The sequence below is a fragment of the Actinomycetota bacterium genome (assembly GCA_035765775.1).
Lineage (GTDB): Bacteria > Actinomycetota > CADDZG01 > JAHWKV01 > JAOPZY01 > DASTWV01.
The window spans coordinates 1-22,345 of sequence record DASTWV010000010.1; the positions used below are offsets into that span (position 1 = coordinate 1).

The 22,345-nt window shown below is 67.3% G+C and carries 21 protein-coding genes and 1 tRNA gene; 11 read left to right on the forward strand and 11 right to left on the reverse strand.

The window, feature by feature from the left end:
• Window positions 1-207: 207 nt before the first annotated feature.
• The 3 genes from VFW71_01970 to VFW71_01980 are packed head-to-tail and all read right to left on the reverse strand — an operon-like array spanning window position 208 to window position 2,834.
• Complete coding sequence (locus VFW71_01970; protein HEU5001532.1) at window positions 208-1,062, reverse strand: LLM class flavin-dependent oxidoreductase; 855 nt, start codon at window positions 1,060-1,062, stop codon at window positions 208-210.
• On the reverse strand, window positions 1,055-1,612 hold the full coding sequence (locus VFW71_01975) for a cob(I)yrinic acid a,c-diamide adenosyltransferase (GenBank protein ID HEU5001533.1): 558 nt from the start codon (window positions 1,610-1,612) through the stop codon (window positions 1,055-1,057). Before VFW71_01975 ends, VFW71_01970 begins: the two co-directional genes overlap by 8 nt.
• Before the next feature lie 4 nt (window positions 1,613-1,616).
• On the reverse strand, window positions 1,617-2,834 hold the full coding sequence (locus VFW71_01980) for a P-loop NTPase (GenBank protein HEU5001534.1): 1,218 nt from the start codon (window positions 2,832-2,834) through the stop codon (window positions 1,617-1,619).
• A gap of 57 nt (window positions 2,835-2,891) precedes the next feature.
• On the opposite strand from VFW71_01980, the gene VFW71_01985 reads away from it, so the two are divergent.
• Entirely contained in the window at window positions 2,892-3,257 is a 366-nt protein-coding gene (locus VFW71_01985) for an iron-sulfur cluster assembly scaffold protein (protein ID HEU5001535.1), read from the forward strand.
• Between the two features lie 18 nt (window positions 3,258-3,275).
• On the opposite strand, the gene VFW71_01990 is transcribed toward VFW71_01985, so the two are convergent.
• Both VFW71_01990 and VFW71_01995 read right to left on the reverse strand, forming a co-directional pair.
• Window positions 3,276-4,118, reverse strand: coding sequence for a hypothetical protein (locus VFW71_01990; GenBank protein ID HEU5001536.1), 843 nt, complete (start codon window positions 4,116-4,118; stop codon window positions 3,276-3,278).
• A gap of 73 nt (window positions 4,119-4,191) precedes the next feature.
• Window positions 4,192-4,914, reverse strand: a complete 723-nt coding sequence (locus tag VFW71_01995) for an alpha/beta fold hydrolase (protein ID HEU5001537.1) — start codon at window positions 4,912-4,914, stop codon at window positions 4,192-4,194.
• Window positions 4,915-5,177: 263 nt separating this feature from the next.
• On the opposite strand from VFW71_01995, the gene VFW71_02000 reads away from it, so the two are divergent.
• Complete coding sequence (locus VFW71_02000) at window positions 5,178-5,834, forward strand: response regulator transcription factor (GenBank protein ID HEU5001538.1); 657 nt, start codon at window positions 5,178-5,180, stop codon at window positions 5,832-5,834.
• Between the two features lie 26 nt (window positions 5,835-5,860).
• Here VFW71_02000 and VFW71_02005 read toward each other — a convergent pair whose 3' ends face one another.
• Both VFW71_02005 and VFW71_02010 read right to left on the reverse strand, forming a co-directional pair.
• On the reverse strand, window positions 5,861-7,249 hold the full coding sequence (locus VFW71_02005; GenBank protein ID HEU5001539.1) for a pitrilysin family protein: 1,389 nt from the start codon (window positions 7,247-7,249) through the stop codon (window positions 5,861-5,863).
• Window positions 7,246-8,574: a pitrilysin family protein gene (locus VFW71_02010; protein ID HEU5001540.1), complete on the reverse strand. Its 1,329-nt coding sequence runs from the start codon at window positions 8,572-8,574 to the stop codon at window positions 7,246-7,248. Before VFW71_02010 ends, VFW71_02005 begins: the two co-directional genes overlap by 4 nt.
• Window positions 8,575-8,924: 350 nt before the next feature.
• Here VFW71_02010 and VFW71_02015 point away from each other — a divergent pair, with 350 nt between their 5' ends.
• Entirely contained in the window at window positions 8,925-9,185 is a 261-nt protein-coding gene (locus VFW71_02015; protein HEU5001541.1) for a helix-turn-helix transcriptional regulator, read from the forward strand.
• Between the two features lie 10 nt (window positions 9,186-9,195).
• Window positions 9,196-9,267 (forward strand) — tRNA-Lys (locus tag VFW71_02020).
• Between the two features lie 178 nt (window positions 9,268-9,445).
• Here VFW71_02020 and VFW71_02025 read toward each other — a convergent pair.
• A complete protein-coding gene (locus VFW71_02025) occupies window positions 9,446-10,585 on the reverse strand; it encodes a tyrosine-type recombinase/integrase (protein HEU5001542.1) in 1,140 nt (379 codons plus the stop codon).
• Window positions 10,586-10,840: 255 nt separating this feature from the next.
• Entirely contained in the window at window positions 10,841-12,172 is a 1,332-nt protein-coding gene (locus tag VFW71_02030) for a hypothetical protein (protein HEU5001543.1), read from the reverse strand.
• 85 nt (window positions 12,173-12,257) lie between these two features.
• On the opposite strand from VFW71_02030, the gene VFW71_02035 reads away from it, so the two are divergent.
• Window positions 12,258-12,605, forward strand: a complete 348-nt coding sequence (locus VFW71_02035) for a hypothetical protein (protein HEU5001544.1) — start codon at window positions 12,258-12,260, stop codon at window positions 12,603-12,605.
• A 1,468-nt stretch (window positions 12,606-14,073) separates the two neighbouring features.
• Here the strand turns inward: VFW71_02035 and VFW71_02040 are convergent.
• Window positions 14,074-14,292, reverse strand: a complete 219-nt coding sequence (locus tag VFW71_02040; protein ID HEU5001545.1) for a hypothetical protein — start codon at window positions 14,290-14,292, stop codon at window positions 14,074-14,076.
• 904 nt (window positions 14,293-15,196) lie between these two features.
• Between VFW71_02040 and VFW71_02045 the strand changes: the two genes are divergently transcribed.
• Window positions 15,197-16,960 (forward strand): DUF262 domain-containing protein, encoded by a 1,764-nt coding sequence (locus tag VFW71_02045; GenBank protein HEU5001546.1) that lies wholly within the window; start codon window positions 15,197-15,199, stop codon window positions 16,958-16,960.
• Between the two features lie 454 nt (window positions 16,961-17,414).
• Here VFW71_02045 and VFW71_02050 read toward each other — a convergent pair whose 3' ends face one another.
• The gene (locus VFW71_02050) at window positions 17,415-17,621 is read right to left on the reverse strand and encodes a hypothetical protein (GenBank protein ID HEU5001547.1); all 207 of its coding nucleotides are present in this window, start codon (window positions 17,619-17,621) and stop codon (window positions 17,415-17,417) included.
• Between the two features lie 87 nt (window positions 17,622-17,708).
• On the opposite strand from VFW71_02050, the gene VFW71_02055 reads away from it, so the two are divergent.
• From VFW71_02055 to VFW71_02075, 5 genes are all read left to right on the forward strand, one after another.
• Window positions 17,709-17,975 (forward strand): multiubiquitin domain-containing protein, encoded by a 267-nt coding sequence (locus VFW71_02055; protein HEU5001548.1) that lies wholly within the window; start codon window positions 17,709-17,711, stop codon window positions 17,973-17,975.
• Window positions 17,976-17,991: 16 nt separating this feature from the next.
• The gene (locus tag VFW71_02060; protein ID HEU5001549.1) at window positions 17,992-18,384 is read left to right on the forward strand and encodes an E2/UBC family protein; all 393 of its coding nucleotides are present in this window, start codon (window positions 17,992-17,994) and stop codon (window positions 18,382-18,384) included.
• Window positions 18,381-19,781: a ThiF family adenylyltransferase gene (locus tag VFW71_02065; GenBank protein ID HEU5001550.1), complete on the forward strand. Its 1,401-nt coding sequence runs from the start codon at window positions 18,381-18,383 to the stop codon at window positions 19,779-19,781. The genes VFW71_02060 and VFW71_02065 overlap by 4 nt, the downstream gene beginning before the upstream one ends.
• Window positions 19,782-20,147: 366 nt before the next feature.
• Window positions 20,148-21,101, forward strand: coding sequence for a hypothetical protein (locus VFW71_02070; GenBank protein ID HEU5001551.1), 954 nt, complete (start codon window positions 20,148-20,150; stop codon window positions 21,099-21,101).
• A 30-nt stretch (window positions 21,102-21,131) separates the two neighbouring features.
• Window positions 21,132-22,085 (forward strand): DUF2971 domain-containing protein, encoded by a 954-nt coding sequence (locus VFW71_02075; GenBank protein HEU5001552.1) that lies wholly within the window; start codon window positions 21,132-21,134, stop codon window positions 22,083-22,085.
• Window positions 22,086-22,345 lie beyond the last annotated feature (260 nt).

A 22,345-nucleotide genomic window follows, 5' to 3' on the forward strand; every position in this document is an offset into this window, starting at 1 on the left:
GCTGGGCGGCATGAGGAACGGGGTCATGCGATCCGTGGAGACATAGTGTTTGGCCATGCCCCCATTCGCGCACACTTCCGGGGGAAGGTGTTGGATTTCGCGATTGCTAGTTTGAGGCCTCGATTTTGCGACACCCTGCTATAGGGGACTGGGCACTCACAGACTGTGCGAAGGGCGGGGGCGCCGGGGGCCCCGGGCGAGAACCAGTCAGAGGACGGCGTCGGCCAGGCGGTCGACCTCGGCCGGGTCCGCCACCGCCGGGTACAGGACCAGCTCGTCGAAGCCCGACTCCTCGGCCCTCGCCCGCATCGCTCGCAGACCCTCTGGGGTGCGGCCCGTGCGGGCGGCCACCATCGGGCCGCGCTCGGGACCGTAGTAGTCGGTGAGGTTGTCCAGGGCGCCGTTCAGGTCGCTCCCCAGGTAGAAGTAGGCCAGCGTCGTCAGGTACGGCTCCCCCGCCCGGCCAGCGTCCGCCCAGGCCCGGCGCACCCGTTCGGCGAGGGTTCCGGCGGCATCGCCCGCCCCGGACCCGGCCGTCCAGCCGTCGCCGACGGCCACCACCCGGGCGATCGCCCGGTCCGACGTGCCGCCGATCAGCACGGGGATCCCGCCCCGGGCGGGGACGGGCCCCACCGGGCGGGTGGTCCCCGGTACCGGGATCCCCTTCCACATGCCCTGCATGAGGGCGAGCTGGGCGTCGAAGCGCCTGCCCCGGTTGGCGAAGCGCATGCCGGTGGCGGTGTAGTCGTCCTCCCGGCCACCCGGGGCCAGGCCCAAGCGCAGGCGGCCGCCGGAGAGCAGGTCCACGCTGGCCGCCTGCTTGGCCAGCATCACGGGCAGGCGGACGGGGGCCAGCAGGATGTTGGTGAACAGGGTGATGCGCTCGGTGACGACGGCGGCGGCGGCCAAGGCGGCCATCGGCTCCAGGTTGCTGTACACCACCCGGTCGATGGTGGCCAGGGAGGCGAACCCCCGCTCCTCCGCCCGGCGGGCCCAGCCGGCCAGGAGCGGCCCGGTGACGCCGGGGAGCTGGGAGGGCAGCCCGATGCCTACCTCAGTCATGGCTGGGGGTCGCCTGAACGCCGGCGGCCTGCTCCTCGTAGCGGGCGGCCACGAACAGCAGGTCGGAGAGCCGGTTGAGGTAGCGCAGGACCACATCGTCCGCCACTACCCCCGCCTCGGACAGCCCGACAGCGGAACGCTCCGCCCGGCGCACCACCGCCCGGGCCAGATCGAGGGCGGCGGCCACGGGGGTGGCCCCGGGGATGACGAAATAGTCCGGGAGCGGGGACTCGGCAATCAGTCGGTCGATGGTGGCCTCCAGGTCGGTCACCATCGCCTCGGTGACTTTCGACAGGCCCGGCTTCAGCTTGCGGGCATTGGCCGGGGCGGTGGCCAGCTCAGCGCCGACGACGAACAGTTGGCGCTGCAGGTCGAGGAGGAGGTCGGCCAGACCGGCCCCCACCGGGTGCAGGGAGCGGGCGAGGCCCAGGGCTGCCACCGCCTCGTCCGTGTTCCCGACGGTGGCGGTGCGGGTGTCCGACTTGGAGACCCGGCCGCCGTAGAGGAGGCCGGTGGTGCCGTCGTCGCCGGTGCGGGTGTAGATCCGCAATCAGTTAGTGGTGGTGGCCATTCGGCCCGCCGTTGGACCCACCGTTGGACCCACCCTTCGACCCGCCGTTGGGGCCAGCGCTCGGTCCACCTCCGGGGTTCACGAACAGCGGAAGGCTGATCCGCTTGCGGGGCTTCGGCTTGGGCGGGAACTGGCTGACGAAGGTGTCGACGATGGCCTCGAAGGCCTGGGCAGAGGGCGAGTCGGGCAAGCCGACCACCGACGGGACGCCGTTGTCGGCGAAGTCGCGCATCGGCGGGTCGAGGGGCACCTGGCCCAGCAACGGCACCTCGAAGAGGTCGGCCAGGGCCTGGCCGCCGCCGGTGCCGAACGGGTAGGTGCGCTCACCGCAACCCGGGCAGAGGGCGTAGGACATGTTCTCGATGACGCCGCCGATCTGCATGTTCACCTTGAGGGCCATGTGGCCGGCCCGCTCGGCGACCCGCTCAGCCGCCATCTGGGGCGTGGTCACCAGGATCATGCGGGTGCCCGGGGCGAACTGCGCCAGCGAGATCGAGATGTCGCCGGTGCCCGGGGGCATGTCGAGGATCAGGTACTCGGGGTCCTCCCAGTGGACGTCGGTCAGGAACTGCTGGAGGGCCTTGTGGAGCATCGGCCCCCGCCAGACCACCGGGCTGCCCTCGGGGACGAAGTTGCCGATGGAGATCATCTTCACGCCGTAGGCCACCGGCGGGATGATCAAACGCTCGTCCAGCACGGTGGGGTCCTCGTTGACGCCCAGCATCCGGGGGATCGAGAAACCCCAGACGTCGGCGTCGAGCAGGCCTACGGTGTGGCCCCGCTTGGCCAGGGCGGCGGCCAGGTTGACGGTGGTGGTGGACTTGCCCACCCCGCCCTTGCCGCTGCCGATTGCGATCACCGTCGTGGCCGAGTCGGGCATCGCCAGCGGGGCGACGTCGGTGTTCTTGATCCCGCCGACCAGGGCCTTGCGCTCCTCGTCGGTCATCGCCCCCAGGTTGATGCGGACATCAGTGATGCCCGGGAAGCGGTCCTTCAGCTTGGCCGGCAGCACCTCCTGGAAGAACGACTTGAGCGGGCATCCCTGGATGGTGAGGGCGAGATCGACGGTCACGGTGGCGCCGTCGAGGGCGATGCCGCGCACCATGTTGAGCTCCACGATGCTGCGGTGCAGCTCGGGGTCGTTGATCTCCGCCAGGACCGAGCGGATCTCGGGCTCGGTCGGCATGTGCGTGGTGGCCATGGCGACAGCGTACCTCGCAGCCGGTGGCCCGCTCGCGTCGGGTACCCTGGAGGAGCCGTGTTCAGCGAGGCGCTTCTGGACCGCTTCTTCCATCCCCGACATGTCGGCGACCTGCCTGCGCCATCGGCCAGCGCCACGGAGGGGAACCCGATCTGCGGCGACGTGGTGCACATCGACCTTGACGTGGCCGACGGCACCGTGGCAGCCGCCCGCTTCCGCACCATGGGATGCGCCGTGGCCATCGCCGCCTCCGAAGCCCTGTGCGAACTGGTGGCCGGCCAGCCGGTCGCTGTGGCCCAATTCCTGCACCTGAGCGAAATTGTCGCCACCTTGGGCGGGATCCCGCCGAACCGGGACAGCTGTGCCGAGGCGCCCCTGGCGGCGTTCCGGTCCGCCCTGCGGGGGCAGCTCGCTCCGGGCTGACCTCGCTCCCCGGCGGACCTACCGGCTGACCAGGCGCAGGGCGTAGAAGAGCGCCGGAGCGGCCAGGGTCAGCCCGGCCACGGCGGCTAGGACCTGGCCGGGTACCGGCGAGCGTTCGGCCGCAGGCTTGCCGGCCCGGATCAGCGCCCAGGCGAACCATCCCAGGGTGAGCGCCGCCGCCAGCGTGATGCCCAGCTGGGCGACGGCCAGCGCCTTGACCTTGATGTGGGCGAGATGCAGCAGGCCCACGCTGCCGATGATGGCCACCACGGCCCCGGCAGCCACCCCGGCGACGGTCGGCGACCTGATGAGGTGGGGGGCGAGACCGGCCTTGCCCCGGGGATCGAGCGCCCGGTCCGCCGCTGCCCGGGCGGCGTGCGAGGCGAGCGCAACGGCGGCCAGTCCGGCGACGAGCTGCCCGCCGTGGGGCTGGCGCTCGATCAGCAGCAAGAACGCGGGCCCGAAGCCCACGTAGAAAGCGGCCATGGCGAAGGCGGCGATGGAGAGGAGGGCGCCCCGCTCGGGCTGGGCGAGGACGAAGCGGGCCCCGGCCAGGAGGATGAGCGCCGCCGCGGCCCCGGAGATCCCGGGCTCGTGCCAGAAGTAGGCGGCGACGGGGAACAGCAAGGCCCCGGTGACATACAGCAGCGGCGAGGCAGTGAGGCGCTGTTCGGCGAAGTCGGTGCCCAGTTCGGAGGCGGCGATCCCCACCAGCACCACGACCACCAGGAGCAGCTCGGGCTTCCCCACGACGGCGGCCACGGCCGTGACCAGGGCGGCGCCCAGCGCCACACCCACCTGGGTGGCAGCGCTCGTGCCGGGCGCCTGCAGCGGATCGTCGGGCGGCAAGGGGGGACGCATGTCGGCCGCGATCCTATGCGGCGGGCCGACATGCCGGGCCCCCGGCAGCCCTCTTGGCTGTCTGTCGGGTTTCCTACTGGCGGGGCTTGTCGGGAGTGGGGTAGGCGAGGAGGCCCATGACCTGGTGGTGCAGGTCGTTGGCGAACGCCTGGACCCGGTGGGCATCGACCGGCTGGCCGGCGTCGCTGAAGAGGCTCTCGGCGTGGCCCCCGCCCGGGTAGATGGCCAGACCCTTCGGCTCACCGGCGGCAGCGAACAGCGCCCGGGCCTCGGCGGGTGGGAAGAAGGGGTCGTCGGTGCCGTGGACGATGAGCACCGGGGTCGGGGCAATGAACGCGATGGAATCGAGGGGGCTCGGCCCCCATGGGGTCTGGCCGGAGAGCCGGAAGCCCGTGAGGGCGGCGGCGGCCTGGCGTGCTCCCGGCAACCGCCAGGTAAGCGAGGTCTTCCAGGCCCCCCAGGCCCGGCGGGCACGCCACGGGGCCGGGCCGCTGATCGCCACGACGGCGTCGGGACGTTCCCGGAAGGCGGCGGCTCGTACGGCGGCGGCGGCCCCCATCGACAGCCCGATGGTGACGATGGGGAGAGTGGTGCTCGCCCGGGCGTGAGCCGTCGCGGCCGCAATGTCGTCCGCCTCGAGTTCCCCCAGGGTGCAGGCGCCGGCCGAGCCGCCATGGCCGCGGAGGTCGATGGTCCACACCGGTCCGAAGCGGGCAAGGGACTCGGCCAGGGCCTGCAGGCTGGGCAGCCGCCGGTGGGCGAAGAGGCCGTGGGCCAGGACGGTGGCGTGGCTCACCTGGGCCTCTGATGCAGTGGGGGCCAATGCCGTTGCCGCAATGGTCGTCCCGTCGGCGGCGTGGAGTTCGATGTCGACCGCGCCGGGCGGGAATGGGCGCGCCCGACCAGGGTCGAACTTGGCTTGGTAGTAGCGCAGCCGTGACAGGTCAGCAGTGTCTCACCGGCCCGGGGTCGCCACAGGCCGGTGGGGCTGTTCGGGGCTGTTCGGGGCTGTTCGGGGCCGATGGGGCCGGTGTGGCGGTCGGACCGTAGACTTCCCGCATGGTCCGGCTGCTGTGGCTCGCCCCCAACCGCGACGACCCCGAGGAGTCGTTCCCGCCGCTCGCCGGCATCCGCCCGGCACCTGAGGCGCTCAGCTTCGCCTCCGCCACCCCGGAGGCGGTCGCCCGACGGGTGCCCGACGTCATCCTGGTCGACGGCCGGGCGGCCCCGGACGAGGCTGCCGCTGCAGTCCAGAAGTTGCGCAACGACACTGAGGGTGCCTTCCTCGTGGTGCTCCGGGCGGGCGATCTCGTGGCCTTCGAATGGTCATGCGGGGCGGCGGACTTCGTCGTCGAGGGGAGCACGCCCGAGGAGGTCGCCTGCCGGATCCAGCAGATCGCCAGCCCGGTGGAGACCGACTCGTGGGAGGTCATCCGCCGGGGGCCGATCACCGTGGACCGGGAGCGGTTCGAGGTGCGGGTGCACGGCGAGCGGCTGGACCTGACCTTCAAGGAGTTCGAGCTTCTGGCCTACCTCGCCGCCCGTCCCCGGCGGGTGTGCACTCGCAGCGTGCTGCTGCGGGAGGTGTGGGGTTACGACTTCTTCGGCGGCACACGGACGGTGGACGTCCACGTCCGGCGGTTGCGGGCCAAGCTGGGCACCGAGGCGCATGTCATCGAGACGGTGCGCAACGTGGGCTACCGGTTCTCGGTGTAGCCGACCGCCGGGTTCAGGCGCCGGGCTCAGTCGTCGGTGAGGGGGTCCTCGACGATGGTCACCGGGCCGGCACCCACGTCGCCGAGCGGCCCGGCGAGATCGGGGTCCCCCACCACGATGATCGCCATGCGGTCGGGGTGCAGCCGGCGGGCGGCGGCCTCGGTGGCCTCGTCCACGGTCACCGCTTGGAGCGACGGGCGGTAGGTCTCGAAGTAGTCGTCCGGCAGGCCGTAGACCACCCAGCGGGTGATGGCCGTGGAGATGGCGTCCGGGGTCTCGAAGGCCAGCGGGTAGATCCCCACCAGGTAGTCCTGGGCGAAGCTCAGCTCGGCCTGGGTCACCGCCCCGTCGCCCCCGGCGTGCATGCGGCGGACCTCGGTGAGGGCCTCGGTGAGGGCCGGGATGCTGACCGCCGTGGCGGCCGAGAAGGTGGACCCGAACGGGCCGGGTTGGCGGCGGAAGTCGAATCCGGCCCGGGCGCCGTAGGTGTAGCCCTTCTCCTCCCGGAGCTTCAGGTTGAGCCGGGAGGTGAACAGGCCGCCCAGCACGGTGGCCATGAGGACTGTCGGGTAGTAGTCGGGGATCAGCCGGCGGGCGCCCACGTGGCCCATGGCCACCACGGACTGCGCCGAGCCAGGCCGGGCGACGAGCGTGATCGAGGTACCGGTGATCGCCTCGGCCACCTGCGGCACCACGGTGGCGGGGGCCGGGCCGGACCAATCCTTGAAGAGACTCTCGGCGATGCGGTCGGTGTCCACACCTTCCAGGTCCCCGGCGACGATCAGGGTGGCCCCCATTGGGGTGGCGCTGCGCTGGTAGTGGGCAACGAGGTCGTCCCGCCCGAGGGCGGCCACGGTCTCGGCCGAGCCGCCGGGCTGGCGGGCATAGGGCGACTCCGGCGTGTACACCGCCTCGACGAAGGCGATCTGGGCACGCTGGGTGGGGTCGGCCAGTTCCTGCTTGATGTCGTTCAGCCGCTCCAGACGTAGGCGTTCCACATCGGCAGCCGGGAAGGTGGGGTGGAGGACGGCCTCGGCCAGCAGGTCGAAGGCGGCCTCCAGCCGGGAGACCGGCACCGAGAGGGAGGCCTGGAGGGAGTCCCAGCCGGCGTCGACGCTGATGTCGGCGCCCAAGGCCTCGGCGGCATCGGCGAAGTCCCCGGCGCTGCGCCGTTCGGTGCCTTCGGTGACCATCCGGGCCATGAGCGTTGCGATCCCCGCTTGGGCCGGAGGTTCCCGGGTGATGCCACCCTCCATGACGAGGCGGGCGGAGACCACCTGGCGCCCGGGGAGGTGGCAGCGGATGACCGCCAGCCCGTTGTCGAGGACGGTGCGGGTGAAGGTGGGGAAGCGGTAGGGCCGGGGGACGCCGGGGGCCGGGCGGACCGTCGGATCAGCCGGGGCCGCCGTGCTCATTCCGGGTCCCTCTCTGGCTCCCTGTCTGGCTCCTTCGTCCGCCGGGGCACGAAGGTGAGGACCACCCGGTTGTCCTCCGTGAGGGTGTCGGCGACGGCCTGGCTGGCCTCCTCGGGCGTCACCGCCAGCAGGGCGGGCAGGCGGTCGTTGGTCATGCCCGGGTCGTCGAAGAGGGTGGCGTACATCGAGAGCCGGTCGGCCCGCTCACCCGCCCGCTGGAGGGCGTCCAGCTCCTGGCGCTCGACGAGCGCCCGAGCACGGGCCATCTCGTCGGCGGTCGGGGGCGTGTCGGCCAGGCTCTGGACGGTTTCCAGGAAGGCGGCTTCGGTGTTGTCCACCGTGTCCTCGCTGGCTGCGGTTGCCCAGCCGAGGGTCATCGTCGCCCCGCCCACCCATTCGTAGGGGCCGAGGCCGACGTCCTGGGCCAGCAGGCTGTCGCGCACCATGCGGGAGTAGAGCCGGCTGGCCTTGCCCTCGGACAGGACGGCGGTGGCCATGGCGAGGGCGTCGAACGCAGTGGTGCCGAGCGGCGGGGTGCGGAAGGCGAAGTAGATGCGGGACATCGGGACCCGGTCCGGGATCACCTCCCGGTATTCGGCGCCGATCTTCGGCTGGACCCGGCCGTCCGGTGGCGTCGGGAGGTTCGGGAAGGCGGGGATGGGGCCGAAGTAGCGCTCCACCCAGGCCCGGGCCTGCGCCGGCTCGAAGTCGCCCACGATCGAAAGGACGGCGTTGTTGGGGGCGTAGTAGGTCCGGAAGAAGGCCTGCACATCCTCGAGGGTGGCGGCGTCGAGGTCGGCCATCGAGCCGATGGTGGTGTGGTGGTAGGGGTGGTCGGCGGGGAAGACCTGGGCCTGCAGCCGCTCCGAGGAGGTGCCGTAGGGGCGGTTGTCGTAGGTCTGGCGCTTCTCGTTCTTCACGACGTCGCGCTGGTTGTCGAGCGTCTCCTGGCCGAGGGCGTCGAGGAGGGTCCCCATCCGGTCGGCCTCCAGCCACAGGGCCAGCTCCAGGTGGTGGCTGGGGACGGTCTCAAAGTAGTTGGTGCGGTCGTTCCAGGTGGTGCCGTTGAGGGTGCCGCCCGCCCCGGCGATCAGCCGGAAGTGCTCGGCCTTGGCCACGTTGCGGGAGCCCTGGAACATCATGTGCTCGAAGAGGTGGGCGAGCCCGGTCTGGCCCGGGGCCTCGTGGCGGGAGCCGACGTTGTACCAGACGTTCACCGACGCAACCGGGGCCAGGGAGTCCGGGGACATCACCAGGCGCAGCCCGTTGGGCAGGCGCTCGTCGGTGAATTGGACGGTGGGCCAGCGCCCATTGGTTGTCGGCATGCCACACATCGTTACACGCCGGTGGGCCCGGGAGGGGGCATTCCGCGTGGCGGTGGCGGGAGCCGGGCGGCCGGGCTGCGGTTGCCTGGGCCTTAGCGCCGCACGAAGCATTAGTGCATATCTGAACAGGAAATATCCTGTTTATCTATACACAAAGTGGAGTCAACCTTGCCGGAAGGGGCTGGTCACAGGCGAAACGGTCCTGGAGCCTTCCCTTGAGACACTGTGCTCGCCCCTGAGGTAATCACTTATGCCTAAGGCTCTTGACGGTAGGTGGAAAGAGGAGCCTGGGTTCTCGGCTCAAGTGGTGCTTGTGCCTTAGGCATGGATGTATAAGAATAGTCCTCCCCATGAACGCGATCCCCGAATTGCTCGCCGAGCGCCGTGACGAGGCCGGAATCAGCCAGCGGGCAGCGGCTCGGGAGCTGGGTGTGAGCCCCCAGACCTACGTCTGGTGGGAGCGGGGCGCAGTGACCCCGAAGGCGACGCAAGCCGGGCCCCTGGCCGCCTGGCTCGGGATCTCGAAGGCGGATGTCCTGGTGGCGATGGGTGTGCTGGAGCCGGGTGAGACCATCGTTCGCGCCGGGGGCGACGGCGCCGGGCCGGGCTAAGCTTGCGGACGGGCCGCTAGCTCATCGGGTAGAGCTCCGGACTTTTAATCCGGCGGGCAGGGTTCGAGACCCTGGCGGCCCACACAGATCTACGATGCTCAATATGATATCTGGATGCTATTTACACACGTCGCCCACCAGGCCGCCAGCGGCCGTCAGCCGATTCCGTGACATTTCCGTGACAGTTGCTTGGGAACAGGGGTTCGGCAGGGCGTTCGGAACCGCAAAATCGACCCGCGGGCGCGCTGCCGAGGGGGGCGTCAGGAGGGCTTGGAGCTCTGGCCCTTGGCGGTGCGCCAGGCCCGTAGCCAGGACTGAGCCGCTTGCTCGCCCATGCTGTCGAGCACGTGCTGGTAGACGGACATCGTGAACGCCGGGGAGGAGTGCCCCAGAACGGCGGAGGTGACGGCGGGGTGTTCCCCTTCGGCGAGTAGGGTCGTCGCAAAAGCATGGCGGAGGTCATGGAGGCGGGTGCCGGCCGGCAGGCCGGCCTTCTTGGCATAGCGCTTGAACGCCCGGCTGAAGACATCGGGGTCAAGGGGGTGGCCGTCGCCACGATCGAACAGGAGCTCCCGGTCCTCCCATGCCTCTCCCGACTTCAGGCGACGGCCGACCTGGTCAGCTCGGTATCGGCGAAGCGCGTCGCGAGCCGGCGTTGGGAGCTTCACTTGCCGGCGAGCGCGGTCTGTTTTCGGGTCGACGATCACCAGGCCCTTCCCGGTATGGCGCTGCACGGTGGCGGTGACCCGGACCTTGCCCGCATCGAGGTCGACGTCGTACCAGTGAATACCCAGAACCTCCCCGCGGCGGAGCCCGGTGGCCACCGCGATGGTGAGTGGTGCCTCCCAGGAGGAGCCCTGGGTAGCCTCGAGGAGCCGTTGAAGCGCCTCCATGGCGGGAACCTGGAGAGCCGGGCGTTCACGCCGCGGTGGTGAGACCGCCTCAGCGGGATTGGTCGCCAGGTACTGCCACCGGACGGCCTGCCTCAAAGCGCCACTGACGACCCGGTAGCACTGGGTGACCGAGGCTGCGGCTCCGCCACCGGACGCCATCCGATCCAGCACCCTCTGCACGTGCGCCGGCCGGACTCGGCTGAGTTTCAGGGCTTCGAGCTCGGGAACCACGTGGATCCGGATGAGGTTCTCGTAGCGGGCCCAGGTCTCGGGGCGGACCCGCGTCCGCCTGTACTCCAGCCAACGTTCGAAGTGGCTGAACACGGTGAGCCGGCCGGGGTCGGTATCGATGCCCGATTCGACTTCAAGGACCAGCCGCGCCAGAGCGAGGGCGGCCTCCCGCTTCGTGCCCTTGAAGGACCGGATTATTCGCTTGCGCTTGCCGCTAACCGGGTCCGACCCTGCGGACACCCGGAGCTGCCAGGTGCCACGGCCCTGCTGGATCATCGACCCCGAGCCAAATGCCTTGCCGGAGGGTCCTCCGCAACGGGCGGTCACGACCCGGACTCCTGATGGTAGAAGCTGCGCGCGCCGCGAAGCTCTCTATCTTCCGGAAAACCCGACCTTCCTGCCCACCCAAGGTGTTTGCCCAGTTCAGAGCGTGAATGAGCCTGGTCGGGGGCGATGAGAAACTCGACCTGCGGTCAACCAGCTGGTCGGAAATCAGACCGCATCATGGGGAGCCGCCTCCCGGCCCTGGGGTCATGGGGGTGCGGAGGACGACAACATGGTACTGGACAGATGGAGCACTTCGCGCCGCTGGCCTTCGAGGACCCGGCGCACGGTCAGCACCTGGCGGTTGGTGTCGGTGCTGGCCAGGACGCCCCGCTCCTTCAGGCGCTTGCGAAGTGTCTGGGGCGTCACGGAGATGCGGTCGCCGACCTCCTGGCCCAGGCGCTGGACCGCCGCGTAGGAAGCATCGGAGTCGAGGTAGAGGTTGCCACCCTCGGCCAGCCAGCCCACGCGCTCTCCCTTGGGCTCCCAGTCGCCATGGGAGTTGCGCCGCCATCCCCAGACGCCGCCGTCGACGTCGGGCCGGTCCCCGTCCGGACTCGCCAGGTGCGCCCGCCCCGAGGCTACGGCGCGGGAGAGGAGCTCCAGGAAGCGCTGCGCCGGCTCCCCGCCGCGCTGGTGGTAGCCCTGCGCCCCTGCCGCGCGCCCGACGGCTTCCCATGCCCGGGACCACCATGCGGCCCACTCGTCTTCGTTGATTGCCCCCGCGCTGAGCGCCCAGCTCAGCAGGTAGTGCCAGCCGACCGCCAGATTGGCCACGATGTCGGGTGTTCGGCGATGGGCGGCCGATCCGGCGGCCGCCTGGCGTAGCTCGGGAACCCAGGCACGGAAATCAGCCTGGAGCGCCTCGCGCTGCGGAGCAACCCAGCTCACGAATCCGGCCAGCGCCTGGGCCAGGCGGCCGGCCGCAGCATCCGCCTGGCAAGCGGTGAGTGTGGCCCAGTCAAGGTCGGACGGGCTCAGCTCGCATGCCAGGACCCGGGCCCGGACCGACTGCCCTCGGGGGAGATCCTCGCCGGTCGACAGAATGAGTCCCCGGGGAGGTTTGGCCGCCCGGAGGGTGCCGTCGGCCCGCATGCGCAGCCGCCCTGACCGGTTCCCCTGCGCTCGCAGCACCCGGTCGGCATCTCGGTGAGCACGCTCGACGTCGGTGCCCTGGCCACCCGGGGCGAAATCGTCGATGACCACCAGCATGTCTTTGGCGGTGAAGGCCAGCAGCTCCAGCGCGTTGGCGGTGCTCGACCACGACCCAGGAAGGTGCCGGGCGTCGAATCCTGCGCCGAAGTGGCGCTGGATCAGCGACGCGAGCTCGGACATGCCCGCCCCGGTCGGCCCGGCCAGATGCAGGGCGAAATCGACCTCACCCAGGACGGCACGGTAGGTGGCACCGAGCAACGGGAAGCTCACGTGAGGCGGGGCCAGATCGACCAGTCGCAGACTGGCCCGGATGGCGGCGATCAGGTCCTCGCCGACCGGCGGATCGGGCAACGACAGTGCCGTCAGGGCAACAGGAAGGTCCACCTCGAAACCGGCGACGGTCCCCCGTGCCCCCAGGGCACCGCCGCCGTGGATAGACCCACTCCCCTGCCTCCTGGCGCCAACCGCTGTGGGTGAAGACATGCCGCTCAGGGACATCCCCCGACAGGAGTTGCACGGCCGCCCGGGCGTGATCCTTGAGCCCGATGCCGGGATAGATGATCGCTCGGGCGCCGAGCTGTTCGGTTGCCCAGCTCATGGCGGCAAAGGCCTCGGCCCCGACGCTGAAGCGCCGGCAGTAGCCGTTCAGGCGAGCCTCGACCTCGAAGCGCCGACTGATCTCGGCGCCGTCATCATCAAGGACATCGCTGACGATGGTCGCGCGGAAGTCGGTCAGCGGCACAGGGACCGGTCCGCTTGCGGTGAGTTTGACCCACACCATCCCCGCGGCCGTCGATCGATACGGGTGCTCAACTGAGTGCTGGTCCCGATCGTCTTCAAGGTGATCCTGCGAGGGTGCAGATTTCGGCGGCCGCCAGTTTGTCACAGTGATTGGCACCCCGGCGACAAGGGCATCGTCAATGCCCTTAGCCTGGGTCGGGTCCCAGGTTTCGAGCACCACGTCGTAACCCTGCGCTACAAGCGCCCGGGCCGTCTCCTCGCCGGCGCGGCGAACATGAGGGTTGGTCGCAGAGTCGGCGTCGAACGCTAGGTGGACCTTTCCTGCCGACAACTCGCTCAGAACTCCGAGCGCACTTCTCCATGCCGACACCCCAGGCACCGAGATGGTGAGCATGCGACTGACCGTGAAGCGACGTCGGCCTTCAACTCGCCCTCGGTCACCCGGACCGGCCCGGGCCCGGGCCGCCGAGGCCACACCGGTACATGGACCGGGGCACCCGGGCCCGGTCCCCGTGGGCCGCGCTGGAGACATAGAGGTATCGGGGACCTTCGGCAGGGTCGTCCCGCCGGACCTTAAGCGCAACCACTCGACCGGCCAGACCACGGCCAAGCCGATGCCCGTCTCCTTCCAGATCGCCTTGGCGTGGGAGATCTTGGAGGGGTCGCCGTGGGCGTGGGCGTAGGTGGCGGCCCCGCGCAGCGCGTTGAGGAGGAGCCCGGCGCCGATGATCGCCGCCAGTAGCCCGGCCGCCCGGTCGAGCACGGGCGTAAACGCGGAAAGGTCCGGGCAGGCTGGGGCTGCCTGAGCCAGAATTTGGCCCGGCAGAGCGAGCGCAAGAAGCATTCGAGATCCCTTCCCGTTCGAGCGGCGGCTGTGGCCCCTAATCTCAAGTCCATCCAGACTGCTGGGGCGAGAGTAAGGTCCCCCCGTGACAAGAATTAGCCCGCGACGTCGCGCCAGCGACAATTTCTTTTGGCGGCTATTAGGTCCCGAGGACGAGTGCACGGTGACCAGGGAGCGTGTACTCGTTCATGAGTCGAGTCAGCCGGGAGGTATTGCCTTCGCCTAAGTCCTGCGCCGTCACCTCTAGCCCCTCCGATTTATGGTTCGGCACGAGTGACGTGTGCGCACGTGAACTGGTATACCGTGCCGACTTACTCGATCGGGGAGGGCATTCCCCGATTGTGCCGGCCGGGGAAGGTCACGCCCTCGACGGCGGCTCGCTCCACGACTCGGCGCCGGAGCTCTTCCATTGAAAGACCGGCGGCCAGGTCAAGGGCCACGCGGGCGATGTCGCTGGAGGAGACGGACCCGTCCGTGGCGATCTCGCCGACCGCCCCCTTGACCCACGCGATCTGGTCAGGCCTGAGGTAGAAGGTGGCGCGCCCGTATCGTTGTCGCGCCGGCGCAGCCGGAGCGCTGCCTTCGGCTATTGCTGACCCGGTCCAGGGGTGGACTGGTTCCCGAGTACTCGTTGACGTTTCCCCGCTTCGTCGGAGACCGGCACCGAGGAAGTCGGCAGCGGCGATCCCTTTGGGCCCGGTCATGCCCTCGCCTCGGCACCGATACGCTCAAGGACGTCCATGGCCAGCTGCCGGCAGGCGTCCCCGACCGGACTGGGCCGTTCGACCGCCAGCACTCCGTCGGCCACGTTGTCCTCCACGGCCACCCGCTTGGGGATTGCGGTATCGAATAGCGGAAGGCCCGAGGCCTGCAGGGCCTCGAGGGTCGTCTGGGCGGCCCGGCTGCCTCGGGTCGTCATGGTCCGGAGGACGCCAAGGAGTGGCGCATGGATCACGTCTTCCGCTCGGAACTCGTTGACCAATGAAGGTTCCGAGAGCCGCCAACGACAGCCGATCAGCCGAAACCGGGGCGATGATCTGGGTCGCCGCCGCCAGCGCGCTCAGCGCCGTGAGGCTGAGCGACGGCGGTAGGTCCAGGACAACGAACTCGTACCGATCGGCTATGGGGCGCAGTGCCCGCGCTATGCGATCTTCCCGGCGCGCCATGCCCACGAGCGCCAGGTCCAGCCTGGCGAGACCGAGGCTAGCCGGCAACAGGTCGAGCCCGGCGATTCGGCTCGCGACGATGGCCTCCATCGTCGGCAGCCCGCGGACGATCACATCCTCGAGGTCGTGCGCGACATCCGCCGGGTCGCAGCCCAGCAGCATGGTGGCGTGCGCCTGGGGGTCAGTGTCGACCACCAGCACCCTTCGGCCGCTGAGTGCCAGGGCGGCCCCCAAGTTAACGGCGGTGGTGGTTTTGGCCACCCCACCCTTGTGGTTGGAAACGGCAATCAGCTCCACCTCCTGCCTCCCTCCGCTCGGTCGCCTGTTCACGGGTCCAGGTCAACGGTCACGAGTACACGTGTACCGCAGGGGGGTGACAGGTTCGGGTTGAAGCGCAGGGTCGATGCCCGCCTAGTCGTCGTCGACCCGGAACGGGTGGAGAAGGAACTCGCTAAGGAACTCGAGCAGCATGAACAGTGATCTGACGATCAAGCCTCCAGGGCGAGGCAGGGATCCGTCGTGGAGTCACCGCACTGGGCTCTGGCTCAGTTCCACCAGATCGGTCACGACCGCGCGGACATGCGTCCCCTCCGCCGAAACAGGCCCGCCGTCGGCCAGCTGTGAGATTGTTGGGCAATGTTCCAGCCAGCTGTCCCGGTGAAGAAGGTCCTGGACAAAATCCACGACCGATCGTACGTCCTGCCCGCCATCCAGCGGGAGTTCGTCTGGTCTACGGATCAAATCCGCATGCTCTTCGACAGCCTCCTCCGCGGGTATCCGATCGGCTCGTTCCTTTTTTGGGATGTCGGCCCGACCCTCGCATCACAATTCCGCTTCTACGACTTTCTAGTCAATTACCACGAAAAGAATCATCCATATGCATCGGCCACCCAGGTGCCCCCCGGCAAGAGTATCGTTGCCATCCTCGATGGCCAGCAACGCCTGACGTCTCTGAATATCGGGCTTTATGGCAGTCACGCCGAAAGGCAACCTCGCAAGTGGGCATCCAACCCTGACGCCTATCCGAAAAAGAGGCTCTACCTCGATCTGACGGGCGAGGCACCGGAGGCGGACGGCGATCTCGGACTTGAATATAGCTTTCGGTTTCTTACCGACGCCGAGGCAAGACCAAAGGAGGCAGAGCCCGATCGATGGTTCGTCGTCGGCGACGTGCTCAAGCTCGCGAACAGCGGTCCCGCGATCCACAAAGTAATCCAGCAGCGAGACCTCCTCTCGAACGATCGCGCCTTCGACACGCTTTATGAGCTGTATCGCGCCGTACTGGAGAGACCGTCGATCAACGCGTATCTCGAAGAGGCACAAGAGCCGGACAAGGTGTTGGACATCTTTGTCAGAGTCAATTCGGCTGGGACGCAGCTTTCGTACTCCGACCTCCTCCTTTCGATGGCCACCAACCAGTGGACCGTCCTCGATGCGCGTGAAGAGGTTCGCTCGCTCGTCACCGAGCTGAACGGCGAGAAGTTCGCCTACACCAAGGATCTCGTCCTCAAAGCTGGTCTTGTACTGATCGATGTTCCCGACGTCGGCTTCAAGGTCTCAAACTTCACAGAGGCAAACATGGCCACGATGGAAAAACGGTGGCCCGAGCTGCGATCAGCACTGCTTGTTGCGCGTTCAGTCCTCGCGAGCTTTGGATACTCCGCACAGACACTGTCCGCCGCAAGCGTCCTAATCCCAGTGGCCTACTACGTCCACCAACGAGGCCTCGGCACGGGTTACGTCACGAGTTCGGCGGCCGCTGCCGACCGACGCCGAGTCGAATCCTGGGTCAACCGGTCGTTGATGAAGCGAGGGGTGTGGGGCTCCGGTTTGGATACGTTGCTTAACCGTTTGCGCGACGTGTTGCGCACGAAGGGCACCTTGAGCTTTCCTCTCGAAGCACTGGAGACGGCCATGGCGGCGCTCGGAAAGCCGCTCCGCTTCGAGGAGGCAGAGATCGCTGAGCTCCTCGACCTCCGCTACGGGCGTCCCCGGACGTTCGCAACGCTCGCTGTGCTGTACCCCGGCCTGGACATGACCAAGGCCTTTCACGTCGACCACGTCTTCCCGAGATCTCGTTTCACTGCCACTAAACTGAGCAAAGCTGGTATCCCTGCCAAGAAGCTCGATGAATACCTGGCTCGGGTGGACGGACTGCCCAACCTCCAGCTCCTGGACGGCCTTCCGAACGTCCAGAAACAGGACGCGATGCCTGCGGAGTGGATGGCCGGACCCCACTTCACCTCCGCCGCCGCCCGCCAGCACTATGCCGCTCAGAACGACCTTGACGGTCTAGGCCTCGACCTCGCCGACTTCCTTGAGTTCTACGACCAGCGCCGGGAACGAATGGCTGTACGCCTCGGTGAACTGCTTGTCCCGCCCATCGAAGGCTTGGGGACCGCAATTGAGGACCTCCCCTGACACATCACGCGGGAAGCAGGGTTTCAGCCCAAGGAAGCCCACACTTCGACGAATATCTGTAATTTTATGCACTCCTCGTCGGCGCTGCGGCTTCCGGATCCTCGCCTCGTAGCCTGTGCCGTTGTCTGTTCGGCTACCTGGCGCGCCTCACAGCTGGCCGGGAACGTGCTTGTCCTCCAGTGGGGCGTGGGGCAGCGCTACCAAGGAGCAAGAAACCACTCACACCGTTGAAAGTCTTTCCCGCCGTGGCCTAAACGCCACTGGATGACACCTCAGCGGCCCTGCCCCGTGGGAAAAAAGGTCGGATCCCGCTAGTGAGCCCGAAAGATCCAACCTGGACGAGATTCGTCTCTATGACTAATTAGGGCGTATCCGATTGGAAGCGCTCGAATGGCCCCTGAGCCGCCCATTCGACGCGGGCCGGGATGGCCGCTCCAGCGATCGGGCTGCGCCGCTACTCGCTGAGCATTGATTGCGCGTGCTCGATGCGCTCGCGCAGGTTCTTCTGGAAGGCCGCATCCTTCTTTCGGGAGGCTACGTGCTCGGCGATAGCCGCACGGATGACCTCCACGATCGGGAGGTCATCGACGCTCGCGACAGTCTCGAGCTCTTGCGCCTGCTCCACGGACAGCCGGATCGTCATGGCTTTCCCTGCCTTCATGCCAGCAATGATGCCACCGAGTGGGCCTGGTCTTCAACAACCAGAACTTCATGGTATGTTGGTATCAACCTACCAAGGAGGGCTTCCATGAGTGACATGGCCGCAGACGACCGGGAGAAGCCGAACTTCCGCATCCAGATCGACCGCACCCACTACACCGTTCAACAACGGGAGATGACTGGCGCCGACTTGCGCCGAGTTCCGAACCCGCCAATCCCGGCGGACCGCGACCTGTACGAAGTGCGGCCTGGTCAACCGGACCGCCTCATCGAGGACAACACGACCGTGGAGATTCGGGACGGGCTCCGCTTCTTTACAGCACCGCACCACATCAACCCGGGAATCCGCCGATAGGCTGGAGTAATCCGAGATGTCGTTACCCGAGTACGATCTGCAGTACCTCACCGAGCGGACGATCCCCCATGAACTGGTCACCGATGCCGGCATGGTCTGCGTGGTGCTTCCCGATTGGAAGTTGCCCGCGGGACTGAGCGTTACCGACACGACCGTTCTGTTGCGTCTACCTGGCGGCTACCCGGACGTGGCGCCCGACATGTGGTGGTGCTGGCCCGCCGTTAAGCGGGCCGATGGCGGCGTCATTCGAGGAACTGAGCTTACTGAGACCCATCTCGGCCGGAGTTGGCAGCGGTGGTCGCGCCACTTCGCGGCCGGGCAGTGGAAGTCGGGGATCGACGGGCTTGAGAGCTACCTAGCCCTAATGACGGCTGAGTTCGTTTTGGCCGCACAGGGGCACGCTGCATGACATCGACCCTCGTAGTCCCAACCTGGATCGCCGAGGAGATCGCCCAAGCGACCCGAGATCAGCGCGAGACAGCTGGAGTGATCCTCGCGGGGCTGGCACGTACCGAGGTCGGCCTCCGCCTTCTCGCCCGCGAGGTGCATTGGGTCACCGAGGGCAGTTACGAACACCGCACGTCGACGTCGCTCTCCATCCTGTCGTCCGGTTACGTCAGAGCCCTGGCCCGGGCGGCGGATACCCAGACCGTCCCCATCTGGCTGCACACCCATCCGGGTGCCGACGCCGTCCCGAAACGAAGTACCTGCGACGAAGAGGTGGACGACAACCTAGCCGAGACGTTTCGAATCCGCTCGGGGTCGGAAGTGTACGCGTCCGTTGTTGTGTCGCCAGCCGAGCAGCACGTGTCGCCAGCCGAGCAGCACGTCCGGTTCTCGGGGATGGTTGTCGACGGCGACCAAAGCCAGCCACTTGATCGCTTCTACAGAGTCGGCCCACGATGGAGTCTGCTGGCGGCAGAGGACGCCTCAACTGGGACGCAGGTGCCGACCATGTTCGACCGACAGGTCCGCGCCTTTGGTGGTGCCCTCCAGCGAGTCCTCTCGAACCTCCGGGTCGCGGTCGTTGGGTGCGGCGGCACCGGGTCAGCGGTGGCGGAACAGCTAGTCCGCCTGGGCATCCGATCCCTTCTGGTAATCGATCCCGACGAGATCATCGAGAGCAACGTGACCCGCGTGTACGGTTCGACGCCAGCCACAATCGGCCTCCCGAAGGCTGATGTACTCGCTCACCATCTTCGACTTATCTCCCCCGATGGCGATATCCAGCCGGTGCGTCGCAAGATCACCGACGAAGTGGCCGCCCGCCGGCTCACCGCTTGCGATCTCGTCTTCGGCTGCACCGATGACAACGCGGGACGACTCGTCCTGTCCCGGCTCTCGGCGTATTACCTTGTGCCCCTCATCGACATCGGAGTGCTCATCAGCTCGACCGATGGTGTCCTCCAGGGCATAGATGGGCGCATCACTGTCGTCACCCCGGGTGAGGGATGCCTCGTCTGCCGCGGGCGGATCGACACCGAGCGTGCTCGCGCCGAACAGCTTGAGCCGGCCGAGCGGGGGGCGCTCCAGGCCGAGGGGTACGCCCCAGAACTCGGAGTCGTGGAGCCGTCGGTCGTCCCTTACACCTCGCTCGTGGCCAGCCTTGCCGTCACCGAGGTAGTCGAGAGATTAGTTGGATATGGTCCAGATCCAGAACCTGGCGAAGTTCTAGTTCGCTTCCACGATCGCGAGCTGAGTACCAACAATCGGGCCCCGAACCGCCGCCACTACTGCAACCCCGACGACGGGCAACTCGGGCTCGGAGACCGCAGCCCTTTTCTGGGTCAGACGTGGCGGGAATGAACGACGACCTCTCAGCCGCCCGCGTCCGGTGGTGGAAGTGGCTTCCTCGGCGCCGCTACGCCGTCGTCTGCACCGTGCCAGCGGCCGACCTAATCCCGCACCGCCTTCCACGCCGGGGTCTTGCTATCGTCGATGACGGGCGAGGCCCCGCCTGGATCGCCTTCGATTGTCCATGTCGGCGCCGACACCGACTCCTCATCTCCCTCAGCGAACCCATCCGGCCATACTGGCACTTGACCATTGAACAGCGCCCGTCCCTCACGCCGAGTGTCAACGTTAGCGAGGAGGAACATCGCTGCCACTTCTGGTTGAAGAACGGATCGATCCAGTGGGTGGGGAACAGCGACCAAAGAAGGAGAATGAAGCATGCCTGATGACGAGCGGCTCACCTCGACCGAAGAACTCGGGGGCGAGACCCCCGGGGATGCAGGAGGGTTGGAGGTTCCTCCCCAGTCCCCGCTCTTCCGCGCCGTCAACCTAGCACGGTACCGGAGGCAGGAACTCATCAAAGCCATCGAAGCCAATACGGGTCGCAAACTCATCACTTACGTGGCTGACCTCAGTGCGGCAATGACCCGGGAAGATGCAGTTCCGCTAATGGATCTGCTGCACAAGGTCGAAACGGGGACGGACATCGACTTCTTGATCCACACCCCCGGCGGTGATGTCGACGCAGCTGACAAGATCGTGCGCATCCTCCGCAAACGGGTCGGCGACGATGGCGTTCTCCGCGTAGTTGTGCCCGACTGCGCCAAGAGCGCCGGCACGCTGCTCGCCATCGGCGCCCACTTCATTGTTATGAGTGACTCCTCAGAACTGGGGCCGATCGACCCACAGATAATCACCCGGAATGGCACCGGTCAGCCGACCCGACGACCTGCGCACACCTATGTCGACGGCTACGACGCGCTGGTCGCGAAGATCAACGACCCCGCCTCGTACCGGGACGGCAAGGACACGAAGGCCGAGCAGATCCTGTTGGGTAAGTGCGATCCCTCCTTGCTCGACCTCTGCCGGCAGGCGATCCGCCGGTCGCGCCGGCTCGCGGAGCGGCTGCTCCAGCAAGGGATGCTGCAGAACGGAGCCTGGACGGAGGTGGCCGAGCGCCTGACCAATAACGAGCTGTTCCTGTCCCAGCACGGCGCTGTGATCGACTACCAGGACGCCATGGACCTTGGCTTATCGGTCGAATACCTCGATCCGAATACCGGACTCTGGCAGGCGTACTGGCGCCTGTACTGCGAAGAGCGGCTTGCGCTCACGCCTGAGATGCCCAAGCTGTTCGAGTCCGACTACGCTTCTCTGCCGTTCGACTCCTAATCTCTAACCACTTCCTGCGGAAGAAGTCACGTGACAACGGAACTCGAGTGGAACAACCATCCAATCTTTGGGATCGAGGAACCTTCAGATCCCCAAAGGTGGCTCTTCCACTACACCTCTCTGCCCAACGCTGCAGCCATTGCACTGACAGGCGAGTTGATATTGTCGCCGCTGCAAGACCTCAACGATCCTCAAGAAGCAATCATGCACCCGATTGAGAACTGGGCCTTTCCTCCGAAGACAATGGAATTGACCGAGGATCTCCGCAGCCAAATAGTCCGAGCCGTTTTGACTATCCGAGAGCAAATCCGTCTCGCTTGCTTTATAACTGACGCACCGGCTCTCGATGAGTCACTGAGCAGACGGCTGGACGCACGAGGACATGCCCGGAGTCGCTCCTGGGCGCAGTACGCCGAGAACCACAGTGGCGCATGCCTGATCTTCGACCGCACGCTCCTGGAAAGCGCCGCCGCAAGCGCCTTCAGGGCAACCTCTCCGCCTTGGGCGTCGCCATCGCTGGCCCGCGGGTGGAAAGCACAGACGGTCAGCTACGAACCTGGGGTGAATTCTTCTATATATAGTACCCAGTTCTACGCATTCTACGCTCCTGACAAACCCGCTGCCGGCATACCCGAGCTGGCCGTGGCTATCGTTGAATCGCTATTCCACAAGAACACAGATTGGGAGGCCGAACGAGAGTATCGACTGGTTAACTGGAACTGCCGCGCCGCAGATTGTGTACTGCCCGTCCGGGAGGCACTTGTAGCTGTGGCTTTTGGTTGCCTGCTGAAACCCCGCCTACTGCCAATCGCCGCCGGTATCGTCAAGCATCTGACCCTCAGCCGGAGTGCAGCTGTAATGTACCGACAAACTGGGACACTGCGGCCCCTTCCCCTCGTTGGCCCTGACGGCGAGTGTCACATATGGTCCGACGCTGACCTCGCCAACAGGGTAATGTTCGAAAGGCCTACTGCCCCCAACTGACCGTTCAGCCCTTAAATATCAGGGTCGAGCCTGGGAGAACCGGAAAACTCCCAGGGGACTAGAGATAGAGGGGTTGGTCGGTTCATCTCGTTTAATGAGATTAGTGACAACTGCCTTCACCAGGGCGTTCCCTCCCGCCAGCGGCTGACACGCCGGACCTTAGGTTTCCTCCACCCGGTAAGGTATGCCCCTAACAACGGGCTGTGGCTGACCACACTTGCCGCGCCACTGGCGCCAGTGGAAGCACTGCGGGCGGCCTG